A 13,615-nucleotide genomic window follows, 5' to 3' on the forward strand; every position below is an offset into this window, starting at 1 on the left:
TCGGTCGTGTACCGGTCAGCCCGTGCCGGTGATTACCTGCCCCTCAGCGGGCTCCCGCTATCGGCGCGATCAAGCCATAGTGACCGTCGTAACGGCGGTAGAGCACCCGGCCCCGGCCGTCGCCGGGGTCGGTGTGGAAGACGAACGGCCAGCAGGTGAGCCGGAGTTGGCGGGCGGCCTCGGCCGTCTCCAACCGGGGCGCCGGGTGCGGGCTCTCGGTGAGCGGCAGCACCGCGCCGCCGAGCCGGACCGCGGAGTGCGCCCGGACCAGCCGGAACCCGCCGTTGCCGGGCCTGCGGTGGACCAGGCCGTCCTGGCCGGTCAGCGCGTCGGTGAAGAGGTGGAAGCGGTAGTCCAGCGCCAGCATCTCGCGGATCGCCTGCTCGGGCGTGCGCAGGGCCGGTCGCACGGACTTGCGCCGGACGATCCGGCGTTCGGCCGGCGGGCGCGGCGCGTACTGCGGCCGGTAGGAGCTCTCGAACGCCGAGGCGAGCCCTATGTCGCCCAGTTCGCGCAGCCGCCCGGCGCGCCCGGCGAGCGTGCCGAGCGCCAGGTCGACCGCCTCGCGCACCGCCACGGTGGCCAGTTCCACCCGGACCCGGCCGACACCCGCGAGGTCCACCGAGGCCTGGGCGACGGAGGGCCGGGTGACCGAGCGGTCGCGCGGGCGGGTCAGCCGCAGCCGGGCGGCGTGCACGTCCGGCCCGAGGTCCGCGATCAGCGCCAGCGCCCTGATCCGCGCGTACTCCGCGTCCTCGCGGGGCAGTTCGCCCCGGATCTCCACCCGGAGGTCGAGGGCGGGCCTGTGGCGCAGACGGGTCATCAGAGGGTCCTCCTTGGTCCTGCACCATGCTGGACCCGCGCGCACCGCCGCGCCGAGGGCCGAAAGGCCCTGCCGGCCAGGCAGGACGGCCCCGGCCGGGCCTCGCACCGGGCCTCGCACCGGGCGCTCCGCGGGGTGGCCCGGCCCGGTGCGCGAACCGCTCGCGACGGCGCGCCCTCATCGGGACACGCCGCCCGGACCTTGAGGACACTCCACCGATGGAGTGATCCATCCGGGTACGGCGCAACGCTCACGGGACCGGCGCGTTTCCCATGGCGTGCGCCCTCTGTCCATGGCGCGCGCGGGGGTCTGCTTCAACAGGCCCCCGGATCCCGGCCGGCGTGGCGGCGGCTCCCGTGGTAGCGCGGCGCCGGGTCGGCCGACCGGTCCGACACCCGGCCGGTGACACCGGACCGTCCCACCGGTCCGTCCCCCCGGTCCATCTGGTGAGAGGTAATGTCATGATCCTGACGAACGAGACCCACAGACCGTCCGCCCCGCCCAGAACCGCCTCCGCGGAGCGCCGCCCGGCCGTCCCCCCGCTGGCCCCCGGCGCCGTGCCCGGCCTCGGGCACGCCCCCGCCCTGCTGCGCGATCCGCTCGGCTTCCTCGGCTCGCTCGCCCAGCACGGCTCGGTGGTCCGGATCCGGCTCGGGCCGCGCACGGTCTGCGTGGTCACGGACGCCGGGCTGGTCCACACCCTGCTGGTGTCGCTCGCCCACGACTGCCCGCGCGGCGCCGTCCAGGACACCCTCAAGACCGCCTTCGGGGACGGCCTGCTGATGTCCGAGGGGCGCGCCCACCGCGACCGCCGCCGGATCATCCAGCCGGCCTTCGGGCCGGACCGGATGGCCGAGTACCTCGCCGTCATGCACCGGGTCACCGAGGAACGGGCCGGGCGCTGGCGCCCCGGCCAGGTCCTCGACGTGGCCAAGGAGATGAACCACCTCGCCCTGGAGATCGTCACCCGCGCCCTGTTCGACGCCCGGCTGAGCGAGGAGGCCACGCTCGCCTTCCACCGGGCCCTGCCCGACATGGTGAAGGGCCAGATCGTCCAGTCGCTCTACCCGCACCGGGCCTTCGCCCGGCTCCCGCTGCCGGTCAACCGGCGCTTCGACGCGGCGGTCAAGGTGCTCAACGAGGTCGTCGACCAGGCGGTCGGCGGCACCGTCCCGGACGGCGGGTGCCCGGTGACCGGCGCCGCCGCCCGGCGCGGCGCGACCCTGCCCGCGCTGCTGCGCGCCGCCGTCGACCCCGCCACCGGACGCCCGCTCACCGAGGCGGACGTCCGCTCCGAGGCGATCACCATGTTCGGGGCCGGAACCGAGACCGTCTCCACCACGCTCACCTGGCTGATCGACGAGCTGATCCGCCACCCCCGGGTCGAGGCGCGCGTCCTGGCCGAGCTGGACGAGCACCTCCCGGCCGGTACCGTGCCCACCCCTGAGGCGCTCGCCCGCCTCGGCTACACCCGCGCGGTCACCCAGGAGGTGGTGCGGCTGCACGCGCCGAACGCCTTCCTGATGCGCACCGCGAGCGTCCCGGTGGAGCTGGGCCCCTACCTCGTCCCGGCCGGCACCGAGCTGCTCTACAGCCTCACCGCGATCCACCGCGACCCCGCGCTCCACGCCGAGCCGCTGCGCTTCCACCCCGGCCGCTGGTACGGGCCCGACGGGGCGCAGGGGCCGGCCGGCGGCGGGGGCGTCGCGCGGCAGGCGTTTCTGCCGTTCGGCGCGGGCAAACACAAGTGCATCGGTGAGGCCTTCGCCTGGGCCGAGCTGACCGTGGCGGCCGCCGCCATCCTGCGCCGCTGGCGTCCGACCGCCGTCCCCGGCGTCCGGGCCCGCGAGGTGGTGTGGACGACCGTCCAGGCGCAGGGCCTGCGGGTGCGGCTCACGCCGCGCGGGGGGCGTGCCCCGCACGCCGCCGGTCCGCGCCGCACGCCGTCGGCGGGCCACGACGACACACCCGCCCAGTGCCTGCCGGTCGTCCGCCCGCGCCAGTCGGACGCGGCCGTGCGCGGTCCCCGCGGGCCGCGCGGGCCGCGGCCGGGCGAGGGGTGCCCGCCGGGCGGCGGCGCCCCCGCCGGTGTCCCCGGCCCGTCCGGCGCGTCCGGCGCCGCGGCCGGCTCCCGCTTCTCGGGTTCGGTCGTGCTCCCCGCGCAGGCCTCGCCGGCCACCCGCCGGTCCGCCGCCACCGAGGGCCCGCGCCCGACCACCCTGCGGACCGCCCCGCGCACGGCCGCCCGCAGCGCGCCCCGCAGCGGCGCCGCCCGCACCACGCGCCCGGCCACCCACCTGGGGCCGCTCAGCACGATCGTCCCGGTCACCACCCTCGGACCGGTCACCGCCCCCCGGCCCGTCACCACCCTCCGGCCGGTCACCGCCCTGCCCCGGCCCACACCGCCGGTCCACCCGGAGGCGCGGCCCGCGCCGGCCGCCCGGCGCGCGCCCGACTCGCTGCGCCCGCAGGGCGAACCGCGCGCCCCGAGCGAGTTGCGGGCCGCCACCGCCCGGCACGGCGAATGGGCCCTGGCCCACGGTCTGCTGGCCCCGGAGGACCTCGCCCGCTACCACACCTACGCGCTGCCCGAGCTGATCGGCCACTCGTACCCCCGGGCCCGCGGTACCGAGCTGGACCTGCTGATCGACACCCTCGGCTGGTTCACCATCCTCGACGACCGCTTCGACGGGCCGCCGGGCCGCGATCCCGCCGAGGCCCGCGCCATCGTCGAGCCGCTGCTCGCCGTGCTGGCCGGGCGGCCCGTCCCCGCGGGCACGCCCCAGCCGCAGCTGCTCGACGCCTGGCGCGAGCTGTGGCAGCGCCAGACCGCCCCCATGCCACCGGGCTGGCGGCGGCGCGCCGCCGCCGAATGGCACTCCTGTCTGGAGACCTTCCTCGCCGAGACGGCCCACCGGGCCGCCCGCACCCAGCCCGACCTCGCCGAGACCGTGCGGCTGCGGCGCCACGCCAGCTGCCTCTACCCGTTCATGGACATACTGGAGCACGTCCACGGCGGCGAGGCCCCGGCCGAACTGCACGCCGACCCGGCCCTGCACCGCCTGCGCGCGAACACGGCCGACGCGGCGACGCTGATCAACGACCTCTACTCGGCGGACCGCGAGGAACGCCAGAACGTCGCGGCCTTCAACACCGTGCTCACCCTGCAACGGATCCGCGGCTGCACCCGCAGCCGGGCGGCCCGGGCGGTCGTGGCCCGGATCGCCCGGCTGACGGCGGAGAGCGAGAGGCTGCGGCACAGTCTGCAGCTGCGGCACCCGGCGGGCCGCTGGTACCTCGACGGCACCCGGGAGTTGGTGGAGGGCGTCCACGCCTGGACCAGCACGAGCCTGCGCTACAGCACGGAGGACGGCCCGAGCTGACCCGGGCCGGCGGCCGGCCGGCCGCGGCGAACGGTCACGGCCGGGCGGCCGGGACCGTTCGCCGCGCGGTCACGGCGGGCCGGTTCCCCCGGCCGGCGACGGTCGGCGCGGCGCGGCGACGGTCAACGTGGAGCGGCGACGGTCACCACCGCCCGCCCGCGGTCACTTCCGCCCGCTCGCGGTCACTTCCGGCCGCCGAGGGCGAACAGCAGCAGCACGAACCCCGCGAACAGGTGCGTGGCGAAGATGTAGATGCCCGCCCGGATCATCATGGCCTTGCGCCGCGCCTTCTCCTCCCGCGTGGCCTCGGCCTCCCGGCCGCGTCCGCCGGTGGTCTCACTCATGGCCGGGCACTCCTTCGGTCGACGGGCCGGTCATCGGTCGCCCGCGGGCGCGGCACCGGCGTCCGGTGCCCGCAGCTCGGTGAGCAGCGCGCCCTGGTCGGCGATCAGCTCGGTCAGGATCCGCCGCGCGGCCCGCAGCAGCTCGGCGACGTCCGGCGTGCTCAGGGCGTAGACGACGGTGTTGCCCTCGCGGGTGGCCGTGACCAGCTGGGTCCGGCGCAGCACCGCGAGCTGCTGGGAGAGGTTCGAGGGCTCGATCTCGATCGAGGCGAGCAGCTCGCGCACCGGTCGCGGCCCGTCCTGGAGCAGCTCCAGGACGCGGATGCGCACCGGGTGCCCGAGCGTGCGGAAGAACTCCGCCTTCGCCTGGTACAGCGGGACCGGCATCGTCCGTCTCTCCCCGTGTCGCTGGGTGGGCTCCGGGTCGGCCCGTTCGGCGGGAAGCATCATCCCTTGCAGATGAAGATTTCTTCAAGTCGTCACGGGCGGGACGCCCGCGCGGACCGCTGCCGCCCGGGACGCACGGACGGGCCCGGGGTGACTCGCACCCCGGGCCCGCCCGCCCCCGTCGGCCCGTCAGGACCGCGTCATCGACCCGCCGTCATCAACAGGGCACCACGACGTCGACGGTCACCGGAACCGGCGACCACGGGTAGGTGGCGACGCTGAAGCTGCCGTGCACGGTGGAGCCGCACGGGACGGTCCCGCCGACGCCCGGCACCTGCACGGTGCTGGCGGTGAACAGGGTCCGGCCGCTGACCGAGCCGAGCGAGGCGCCGCCGACGACCTCGCCGGACAGGCCGGTGAGCAGCTCGACGGTCTGCGGCCACGGGGTGCCCGGGCTCGGCGGGCCGGCCAGGCTGATCTGGCCGTACAGCTGGACACCGGTGCCGGTGACCTCGGCGCACACCTTGGTCGACAGTCCGGCCTGCAGGCCGGACGCGCCGCAGGTCACGGTGGTGGTCGTGGTGGTCGCCCGGGCCGCGTTCGCCTGGGCCGGCACCGCCAGCAGGGCCGCCGCGCCCGCGATCCCGGCCGCCGTCAGGGTGAGTCGGTTCATCCGCATGGTCCCGCTCCTCCGTATCTCTTCCTTGCCTCGCCTCGCCTCGCCTTGCATGGCATGGCATGGCATTCAGGGCACCACTATGGCCACATGTGACATTTCACATGTGGCGTGACGCAACTGTGGCAGACGATTCGAAGGCCATACGGCACAAAGATCCGAACAGTTGGTGATCAGACCGGAAACCGGCCTCGGATGGCGCGATCAAGGTCCTCACCATGTCCCGTCCCGGGCTACTCCCCCAGCGGCAGCCGGCCCGCCCCCAGCAGCCGGGCGCTCTCGATCGCCATGTCCGTGAACGCCAGCGCGTCGGCCCGCCGGCCGAACGGGTTCGGGTAGAGCGAGCGCCGCCGCCCGCCCTCGCGGATCCGCAGGCACTCGTCCAGGATCCGGTGCCAGCGCTCGTCGAACACCGCCCGTGCGTACTCGCCGGCCCCGCGCTTGGAGGCGATCCGTCCGGTGGCCAGCGTGTAGTGCAGCCGGCTCACCCCGAGCACCGCCCGGACCGGCGCCCGTTCGTTCAGACAGGCCAGCCCCGGCCGCGACGCCAGCCGCGAGGAGCTGCGCCACCACGGGTGCCAGTGCTCCTCCAGCCGGCCGAGGCTCCAGCCGGCCAGTTCCTCCGGGTCCGTGTGGATCATCAGCTCCTGGGCCCGCGGCCCGCAGAGCGTGACGCCGTGGCGGGCCAGCGTGTGCCAGAGCACCGGTGTGCGGCCGGATCCCACCCGGTGCCGCACCGTCCCCCCGCGCACGTGCGGCCCCGGGGCCGCCTGCGCCGGGGGGCCGGCCAGTTCGTGCCAAGTGAGGTAGGGACCGTCGAACACGGGGCGCGGATGGCGGAGCGCGAGCCGGGCGTGCGCGCGCTCCAGTGCGACCAGTTGCCCGGCCGTCACCGGGTCCGCGGTCACGGCCACGAAGTCGAGGTCGCTCCGTTCCGGGTGGAAGTCGCCCAGGGCCGTCGAACCGACCACGTACAGGCCCTCGACCAGTCCGGGCGCGGCGGCATCGACCAGGGCCAGGTAGGCGTCGGCGATCTCGTGTACGAGAGGGTGCACAGTCACGGCGGCAAGCCTGCCACCAGGATGACCCTCCGTGTCCGCTCGTTTCCACGAGGAAGCGGCGCGTGTTGATGGCCCGTGCACCCTCTTCGCGCCACCCTCACCCCCTTTCGCGCCACCCCTGCGCCACCCTCGCCGGTCCGCGCCGCCCCCGGGCCGGAGGCCGGCGCAGCCTCCGCCGCCGACCATCGCCCCCGTCGGCCGGAGGACGGCCCCGGCCGCGCGGGGGCGGGCGGCCGGACCGGCGTCAGGAGGCAGGCAGGGAGGTGCGCAGCGCGTCGACGCGCTGGACGGCCTCGGTGAATCCGGCGGTGTCGAGGCGGCCGCTGTCGAGGGCGGTGGCCAGGGCCTGCACGGCGGTGTCGCCCTGCTGGAGGTCACGGCCGGAGCAGAGCACCAGGTCCATACCCGCCTCGGCGGCGGCGACGGCCCGGTCGCCGGCGTCGCCGAAGGCCGCCAGGGCGACGGCTTCGAGGGCGTCGGTGACGGTCACGCCGCGGAAACCGAGCCGCTCGCGCAGTTCGCCGTGGACGACGGCGCGCGAGAGCCCGGCCGGGCGGTAGGCGTCGAGGGCCGGGTAGACCGCCCAGGAGGCCATCACCAGCCGGACCCCGGCGGCGATGGCGGCCCGGTACGGCTCCTCGCCGCGCGCCCGCAGGTCGGCGAGCGGGACCGGGAGGACGACGGAGCTCGCATCGGTGTTCTCCTCCCGGGCGGCGGCGCCGAGCCCGGGGAAGTGCTTGGCCGTCGCGGCGACGCCCAGCTGCTGCTGGGCGGCGAGGTAGGCCGAACCCAACTCGGCCACCACGTCCGGGTTCCGGCTGAAGGACCGCTCGAAGTGGTCGATGAAGTTGTCGGGGGTGTCGAAGACGTCGAGCACCGGCGCCAGGTTGACGTTGAGACCCGCCCCGCTCAGGGTGCGGGCCGCACCGGCGCCGGCCTCGGCGGCCGCGCCGGCCGGGTCGGCGGCCAGGCCGATCTGCTTGGCCGAGAGGTCCGGAGCACCGGGCAGCCGGCGGACCTTGCCGCCCTCCTGGTCGGTCATCAGCAGCAGCGGCGCGCCGGTCGGCGACTCGGCCGCCGCCTGCCGCAACTGGGCGACGGCCGCCTGGAGCTGGGGCAGCGAGGGGACGTTCTCCTTGAAGAAGATGACGCCGGCGGCGCGGCCCGCGCGGATGGTGGCGAGCAGTTCCGGCGGCGGGGTGGGGCCGGGGTAGGAGTAGATGACCCGGCGGCCGGCGAGCTGGAGCGAATCGTTGGTGGGCACGGGGGTCGTCCTCTCCGTGGGGGTGGGGTGGATCGGGGCCGTCACGGCGGGTTCGGTGTGCTGCCCGGTGGCGTCCTCCGGGCCCTGCGGACCGGCCGGGCCGGACGAGCCGGACGAGCCGGACGAGCCGGAGTGGGCGGACGGGGCCGACTGGCCGGACGGCGCGGCCGGGGCCAGGGCGGAGAGCAGCAGGGCGAGGAGCGCGACACGGATCGTTCGGCGGGACATCGGCATCCGGCCTCCCTCGGTCGGTCGGGGTCCGGGCGCTCCGGCGGGCGGCGCCCGGGGTGCCCCAGGCGCCCGGCCCGCGACGGCGGGGCGGGCGCGGTGGGGTCGACGGGTCCGGCCGGCGGGCCGGCGGTCACCCGGCCGGGGCGAAGGCCCCCTCCCGGATCACGGGGTGGCGCGCGGGTGACACCAGCAGCCTCACCCCGGAAGCGGTCCTCCCGCCTCCCGGAGCAGCCGTCCGAGGACGGCAACGCCCTCCTCGATCTCGCCGGGCGCGCCGGCCGCGTAGCCGAGGACGAGGCCGGGCGGGTGCGGCAGCCGGGCGTGCCAGGACAGCGGCTGGACCTTCACGCCATGGGCGAGCGCCGCCTCGGCGAGCTCGGTGTCCGTGCAGGTCAGACCGGCCGGGAAGGTGACCATGAGGTGCAGCCCGGCGGCCGCGCCGTGCACGACGGCGCCGGGCAGGTGGGCGGCGACGGCGGCCGTCATCGCGTCCCGGCGGCGCCGGTGGCGCGGGCGCAGCAGCCGCAGGTGGCGCTCCAGCGCGCCGGAGTCCATCAGCCGGGCGAGGACGAGCTGCGGCAGGGCGGCGTTGCCGAGGTCGTCGAGCCGTTTGGCGTCGACCAGGAGGTCCCGGTAGCGGGCCGGGGCGAGCATCCAGCCGGTGCGCAGGGCGGGGGCGAGGAGCTTGGAGACGCTGCCGAGGTGGAGGACCTGTTCGGGCAGGACGCCGCGCAGCGCGGGCACCGGCGGGCGGTCGTAGCGGTGTTCGGCGTCGTAGTCGTCCTCGATGACGAGCCCGCCCTCCGCCGCCCACTGGAGCAGTTCGCGCCGCCGGGCACCGCCGAGGACCACACCGGTGGGGAACTGGTGGGCGGGGGTGAGCAGGACGGCGCGGGCGCCGGTGGCGCGCAGCGCGTCGACCCGGATGCCCTCGGCGTCCACGGGGACGGGCGGGGTGGCGGTGATCCGGTGGCCGAGGTGCTGGCGGGTGCCGAGCGAGCCCGGGTCCTCGACGGCGACCACGTCCAGGCCGTCCGCGCGGAGCACCTCGCCGGCCAGGGCGAGTGCCTGGGCGGCTCCGGCCACCACCAGGACGTCCCCGGGGTCGGCGCGGATGCCGCGGTTGCGGCCGAGCCAGTCGGCGACGGCGCGGCGCAGCGCGGGGGTTCCGCGCGGGTCGCCGTAGCCGAAGTCCCGGGCGGCGAGGCCGTGCAGGACGGCGCGTTCGGCGCGCAGCCAGGCGGCGCGGGGGAAGGCGGCGAGGTCCGGGAGGCCGGGCGAGAGGTCGATCCTGGCGGGGGCGGTGCGCAGGGCGTCGAAGGTGGCCGGGACGGGGGTGCCGGCGAACGGCGACCGGGGCGGTGTCCCGGTCGGGGGCGCGGGCGGGCGCACGGCGGCGGTCCGGCGCGGTCCGGCGGGGACGGCGCTCGGCGCGAGCGGGTCGACCACGACGGTGCCGCCCCTGCCCCGGCCGGCGACCCGGCCCTCCTCGGCGAGCCGGCGGTAGGCGTCGGTGACCACGCCGCGCGAGACCCGCAGGTCGGCGGCGAGCGGCCGGGTCGCGGGCAGCCGGCTGCCGGCCGGCAGCCGTCCGTCGGCGATCGCCTGCCGCAGCCGCCGGGCCAGCCAGTCGGCGAGTCCGCCGACGGGGGCCTCGCCCGGGTCGAGCTGGAGGAAGTCGGCGCCGCCGGTTGTGGACCTGTCGATCGGCCGCTCATTGGACCTGTGCACCGGTCCATTGTGCCGGGAGGGTGGGCGTCATGACCACGAGCACCCCGCAGTCCACCGCGGTCCGCGTCGAGACCGGCTCCGTCCACGGCTATGTCCACGGCTACTCCCCCACCGAGGCCCGTCGCCTCGGCGACCAGGCCGACACGCTGGCCGGCCTCCTCCACGCCGGCACCGCCTACCCGCCCGGCAGCCGGGTCCTGGAGGCCGGGTGCGGCGTCGGCGCGCAGACGGTGCACCTGCTGGACTCCAGCCCGGGCGTGCTGCTGACGGCCGCCGACATCTCGGCGGACTCGCTCGCGAAGGCGCGCGCCCGGGTCGCCGCGCACGCGCCCGGGGCGGACGTCCGCTGGCACCACGGCGACCTGCACCGCCTGCCCTTCCCCGACGGCTCCTTCGACCACGTCTTCGTCTGCTTCGTCCTGGAACACCTCGCCGACCCGGCGGCGGCGCTGGCCGCGCTGCGCCGGGTGCTGCGCCCCGGCGGCACCCTGACCGTGATCGAGGGCGACCACGGCACGGCCTGCTTCCACCCGCTCGGCGCGGGCGCGCAGCGGGTCGTCGACCACCTGGTCCGGCTCCAGGCGGACGGCGGCGGCGACGCCCTGATCGGCCGGCGGCTGTACCCGCTGCTCGCCGACGCCGGCTTCCGGGACGTCGCGGTGGGCCCGCGCACGATGTCGGCGGACGGCGCCCGACCCGCACTGGCCGAGACCTTCACCCGGCGCACCTTCATCGCGATGGTCGAGGCGGTGCGGGCGGAGGCGGTCGCGGCCGGACTCACCACGGCCGAGGAGTTCGAGCGCGGTGTCGCCGAGCTGCGCCGCGCGGCGGAGCCGGGCGGGACCTTCCACTACACCTTCTTCAAGGCGGTCGCGGTCAACCCCTGAGCGGCCCGCGACGGCTCCCCGGCCGCCCGGGCTACTCGGGGTCGTCCCCGAGGGTGTCGAGCACCACGCGCAGGGCGTCGATGAACGCCGCGGTCCGGGCCTCGTCCAGCCCGGCCAGGATGCGCTCCTCGGTGGCGAGGTGGTCGGGCAGGGCGCGGTCCATCAGGGCGTACCCCTCGTCGGTGAGGGCGACGTCGCGGCTGCGGCCGTCGGAGCCGCTGGGGGTGCGGGTGACCAGACCGCGCGCCTCCAGCCGGTCGAGGCGCTGGCTGATCGCCCCGGAGGTGACCATCGCCGAGCGCATCAGGCCGGTCGGGGTGAGGCGGTAGGGCGGGCCGCTGCGGCGCAGGGTGGCGAGCACGTCGAAGGAGGCGAAGTCGAGGTCGTGCCGGGCGAAGGTCTCCTTCAGCTCGGCGTCGACCAGCCGGGTCAGCCGCTTGAGGCGGCCGAGCACCTCCATGGGGGAGACGTCGAGGTCCGGACGCTCGGCGCCCCACTGCCGGACCACCCGGTCCACATGATCTTCGCGTTCTGCCATGACTCCACCCTAAACGATGCCTTAGCGGTGAGGTACCTCACAGCGTCCACCACCCCACCCCCTGTTCAGATTCCTTAGCACTGAGATACATTGGCTTAGTGCTAAGGAATCGACTCGCCCTCGTGCTGATCACCGCCCTCGCCCCCGCCATCTGGGGCTCGACCTACCTGGTCACCACCGAGCTGCTGCCGCCCGGGCGCCCGCTGCTCGCCGGGGTCCTGCGCGCCCTGCCCGCCGGACTGCTCCTCGTCGCGGTCACCCGCCGCCTGCCGAAGGGCAGCTGGTGGTGGCGCTCGCTCGTCCTCGGCGCGCTGAACATCGGCGTCTTCTTCGCCCTCCTGTTCGTCGCCGCCTACCGCCTGCCGGGCGGGGTCGCCGCCACCGTCGGCGCCGTCCAGCCGCTGATCGCCGCCGGGCTCTCGGCCGCGCTCCTCGGCGACCGCCTCTCCCTGCGCACCCTCCTCTCCGGCATCGCCGGCGTGGCCGGCGTCAGCCTGCTCGTCCTGCGCGCCGACGCCCAGCTGGACGCCCTCGGCATCGTCGCCGCGCTCGGCGGCGCGGTGGTGATGGCGACCGGTGTCGTCCTCTCCAAGCGCTGGACCTCGCCGGCCCCGCTGCTCGCCACCACCGGCTGGCAGCTCACCGCGGGCGGACTGCTGCTCCTGCCGGTCGCCCTGCTGGTCGAGGGTCCGCCGCCGTCCCACCTCACCGGCGCCAACCTGCTCGGCTACGGCTACCTCGGCCTGATCGGCGCGGCCGTCGCGTACGCGCTCTGGTTCCGCGGCATCCGCGGCCTGCCGCCCACCTCGGTCACCTTCCTCGGCCTGCTCAGCCCGGTGGTCGCCACCGCCCTCGGCTGGCTCGTCCTCGGCCAGGACCTGGCGCCCGTCCAGGCGCTCGGCGCGCTGATCGTGCTCGGCTCGCTGGTCGCCGCCCAGACCCAGCGGGCGCGGACCCCGTCGAAGGTGGTCGCCGCGTCCCCCTCCGCCGCCCCCGCGGACGCCCGCACCCACCAGGACGCCTGACCGGGCCGGGCGCCCCGCCCCTGGTGGTCCACGCCTCCCGATTCCCTCCCGATTCCCGTCCGATCCCCGTCCGATCCCCGTCCGATCCCCGTCCGATCCACCGTCAGGAGACCTCCCCATGCGCATCACCGTGTTCGGCGCGAGCGGCAACGTCGGCAGCCGGGTCGTGGCCGAGGCCGCCGCCCGCGGCCACCGGGTCACCGCCGTCCTGCGCGACCCCTCCCGCCCGCACCGGTTCCCGGCGACGGTCGGGACCGCCACCGGTGACGCCCGCGACCCCGCCGACGTCCGCCGCCTCGCCGCCGGGCAGGACCTGCTGGTCACCGCCACCCGCCCGGCCCCCGGCCGGGAGGACGAACTGGCCACCGCGACCAAGGGCCTGCTGGCCGGCCTGGCCGGAACCGGCGTGCGGCTGCTCGTCGTCGGCGGCGCCGGCAGCCTCGTCCTGCCCGGCGGGAACGGCGTCACCCTCGTGGACTCCCCCGGATTCCCCGCCGCCCTGCGCCCGATCGCCGACGCCTGCGGCGAGCAGCTCGCCCTCTGCCGCGCGGACGCCGAGGTCGACTGGACCTACCTCAGCCCGGCCGCACTGCTCGAACCGGGCGAGCGGACCGGCCGCTACCGGCGGGGCCTCGACGAGCTCGTCACCGGTCCGGACGGCACCTCGGCGATCTCCATGGAGGACTTCGCCGTCGCCCTCCTCGACGAGGCCGAACGACCCGCCCACCGCCGCACCCGCTTCACCGTCGGCTACTGACACACCCCTCCCCCGGGCCGGCGTCGACCTCCCGCCCCGATGTCACCCGGACGGGGGACGTTCCTCCAGCTGGCGCCCGGTCAGAGGTGGCTCCGGCGCCCGGGGAAAGACGGGCGCCCACTGGATCGATCACGACCGGTCCACGGGCCAGGATCGACGTCATGACCGTAGGCATCACCACCACCCCGATCGGCCCCCGGCCCGGGCGGCGCTCCCTGCGCACCGCCGCCCTGCTCACCTCCCTGCTCCCCTCCCTGCTCCCCGCCCTGTGCGCCGTTCTGTGCGCCGTCCTCGCCCGGCGGGCGCGGCGCGGGTCACCGGGGCGAGTCACCGGCGCCGGTCCGCCGTCCACGCCGATGCTCGACCGGGTGCACGATCCCGTGACGCCCGTCGAGGCTCCGCTCCCCCTGCACCGCGCCCTGCGCGGCCCGTGCCCGGCGACGGTCACCGGGCCCGGCGACCACCGGCCGTCCGAGGCGGGATCCTCCCCCCGGAGGACCCCGCCTCG

The 13,615-nt window shown here is 76.5% G+C and carries 12 protein-coding genes; 4 read left to right on the forward strand and 8 right to left on the reverse strand.

The genetic code is table 11. The annotated features are described in order from the left end of the window. Nucleotides 1–43: 43 nt before the first annotated feature. Entirely contained in the window at nucleotides 44–823 is a 780-nt protein-coding gene (locus tag ACFVVL_RS28650; protein ID WP_387680250.1) for a sigma 54 modulation/S30EA ribosomal C-terminal domain-containing protein, read from the reverse strand. Between the two features lie 461 nt (nucleotides 824–1,284). On the opposite strand from ACFVVL_RS28650, the gene ACFVVL_RS28655 reads away from it, so the two are divergent. Then, nucleotides 1,285–4,206 carry a cytochrome P450 gene (locus ACFVVL_RS28655; RefSeq protein WP_387680253.1) on the forward strand — a complete coding sequence of 974 codons (2,922 nt, stop codon included), beginning with the start codon at nucleotides 1,285–1,287 and terminating at the stop codon, nucleotides 4,204–4,206. Between the two features lie 182 nt (nucleotides 4,207–4,388). Here the strand turns inward: ACFVVL_RS28655 and ACFVVL_RS28660 are convergent, their stop codons facing one another. The 6 genes from ACFVVL_RS28660 to ACFVVL_RS28685 all read right to left on the reverse strand — a co-directional run bounded on the left by ACFVVL_RS28660 (nucleotide 4,389) and on the right by ACFVVL_RS28685 (nucleotide 9,900). After that, complete coding sequence (locus tag ACFVVL_RS28660; protein ID WP_380290933.1) at nucleotides 4,389–4,550, reverse strand: DUF6126 family protein; 162 nt, start codon at nucleotides 4,548–4,550, stop codon at nucleotides 4,389–4,391. A 30-nt stretch (nucleotides 4,551–4,580) separates the two neighbouring features. Then, nucleotides 4,581–4,937 carry an ArsR/SmtB family transcription factor gene (locus ACFVVL_RS28665; protein WP_380290935.1) on the reverse strand — a complete coding sequence of 119 codons (357 nt, stop codon included), beginning with the start codon at nucleotides 4,935–4,937 and terminating at the stop codon, nucleotides 4,581–4,583. A gap of 217 nt (nucleotides 4,938–5,154) precedes the next feature. Continuing rightward, nucleotides 5,155–5,616 (reverse strand): hypothetical protein, encoded by a 462-nt coding sequence (locus ACFVVL_RS28670; RefSeq protein WP_380290937.1) that lies wholly within the window; start codon nucleotides 5,614–5,616, stop codon nucleotides 5,155–5,157. Nucleotides 5,617–5,846: 230 nt separating this feature from the next. Further along, nucleotides 5,847–6,674, reverse strand: a complete 828-nt coding sequence (locus ACFVVL_RS28675; protein ID WP_387680257.1) for an aminoglycoside adenylyltransferase domain-containing protein — start codon at nucleotides 6,672–6,674, stop codon at nucleotides 5,847–5,849. A 244-nt stretch (nucleotides 6,675–6,918) separates the two neighbouring features. Then, nucleotides 6,919–8,166: a glycoside hydrolase family 3 N-terminal domain-containing protein gene (locus ACFVVL_RS28680; protein ID WP_387680260.1), complete on the reverse strand. Its 1,248-nt coding sequence runs from the start codon at nucleotides 8,164–8,166 to the stop codon at nucleotides 6,919–6,921. Nucleotides 8,167–8,364: 198 nt separating this feature from the next. Then, nucleotides 8,365–9,900, reverse strand: coding sequence for a PLP-dependent aminotransferase family protein (locus ACFVVL_RS28685; protein ID WP_387680263.1), 1,536 nt, complete (start codon nucleotides 9,898–9,900; stop codon nucleotides 8,365–8,367). A gap of 29 nt (nucleotides 9,901–9,929) precedes the next feature. Here ACFVVL_RS28685 and ACFVVL_RS28690 point away from each other — a divergent pair, with 29 nt between their 5' ends. Further along, entirely contained in the window at nucleotides 9,930–10,787 is an 858-nt protein-coding gene (locus ACFVVL_RS28690; protein ID WP_387680265.1) for a methyltransferase domain-containing protein, read from the forward strand. Between the two features lie 31 nt (nucleotides 10,788–10,818). Here ACFVVL_RS28690 and ACFVVL_RS28695 read toward each other — a convergent pair whose 3' ends face one another. Further along, nucleotides 10,819–11,325 (reverse strand): MarR family winged helix-turn-helix transcriptional regulator, encoded by a 507-nt coding sequence (locus ACFVVL_RS28695; RefSeq protein ID WP_387680268.1) that lies wholly within the window; start codon nucleotides 11,323–11,325, stop codon nucleotides 10,819–10,821. A gap of 98 nt (nucleotides 11,326–11,423) precedes the next feature. Here ACFVVL_RS28695 and ACFVVL_RS28700 point away from each other — a divergent pair, with 98 nt between their 5' ends. Together ACFVVL_RS28700 and ACFVVL_RS28705 are read left to right on the forward strand one after the other, a co-directional pair. After that, on the forward strand, nucleotides 11,424–12,350 hold the full coding sequence (locus tag ACFVVL_RS28700; RefSeq protein ID WP_380290949.1) for an EamA family transporter: 927 nt from the start codon (nucleotides 11,424–11,426) through the stop codon (nucleotides 12,348–12,350). Between the two features lie 118 nt (nucleotides 12,351–12,468). Continuing rightward, nucleotides 12,469–13,107: an NAD(P)-dependent oxidoreductase gene (locus tag ACFVVL_RS28705; RefSeq protein WP_387680272.1), complete on the forward strand. Its 639-nt coding sequence runs from the start codon at nucleotides 12,469–12,471 to the stop codon at nucleotides 13,105–13,107. The last annotated feature ends 508 nt before the right edge of the window (nucleotides 13,108–13,615 follow it).

The organism is Kitasatospora sp. NPDC058115 (assembly GCF_042884635.1).
Taxonomy (GTDB): domain Bacteria; phylum Actinomycetota; class Actinomycetes; order Streptomycetales; family Streptomycetaceae; genus Kitasatospora.

What these genes read in the sequence shown, in the direction of transcription:
- ACFVVL_RS28660 (WP_380290933.1), bottom strand. Translation starts at nt 4,550, where the DNA reads ATGAGTGAGACCACCGGCGGACGCGGCCGGGAGGCCGAGGCCACGCGG.
- ACFVVL_RS28650 (WP_387680250.1), bottom strand. Translation starts at nt 823, where the DNA reads ATGACCCGTCTGCGCCACAGGCCCGCCCTCGACCTCCGGGTGGAGATC.
- ACFVVL_RS28655 (WP_387680253.1), top strand. Translation starts at nt 1,285, where the DNA reads ATGATCCTGACGAACGAGACCCACAGACCGTCCGCCCCGCCCAGAACC.
- ACFVVL_RS28670 (WP_380290937.1), bottom strand. Translation starts at nt 5,616, where the DNA reads ATGCGGATGAACCGACTCACCCTGACGGCGGCCGGGATCGCGGGCGCG.
- ACFVVL_RS28705 (WP_387680272.1), top strand. Translation starts at nt 12,469, where the DNA reads ATGCGCATCACCGTGTTCGGCGCGAGCGGCAACGTCGGCAGCCGGGTC.
- ACFVVL_RS28690 (WP_387680265.1), top strand. Translation starts at nt 9,930, where the DNA reads ATGACCACGAGCACCCCGCAGTCCACCGCGGTCCGCGTCGAGACCGGC.
- ACFVVL_RS28695 (WP_387680268.1), bottom strand. Translation starts at nt 11,325, where the DNA reads ATGGCAGAACGCGAAGATCATGTGGACCGGGTGGTCCGGCAGTGGGGC.
- ACFVVL_RS28665 (WP_380290935.1), bottom strand. Translation starts at nt 4,937, where the DNA reads ATGCCGGTCCCGCTGTACCAGGCGAAGGCGGAGTTCTTCCGCACGCTC.
- ACFVVL_RS28680 (WP_387680260.1), bottom strand. Translation starts at nt 8,166, where the DNA reads ATGTCCCGCCGAACGATCCGTGTCGCGCTCCTCGCCCTGCTGCTCTCC.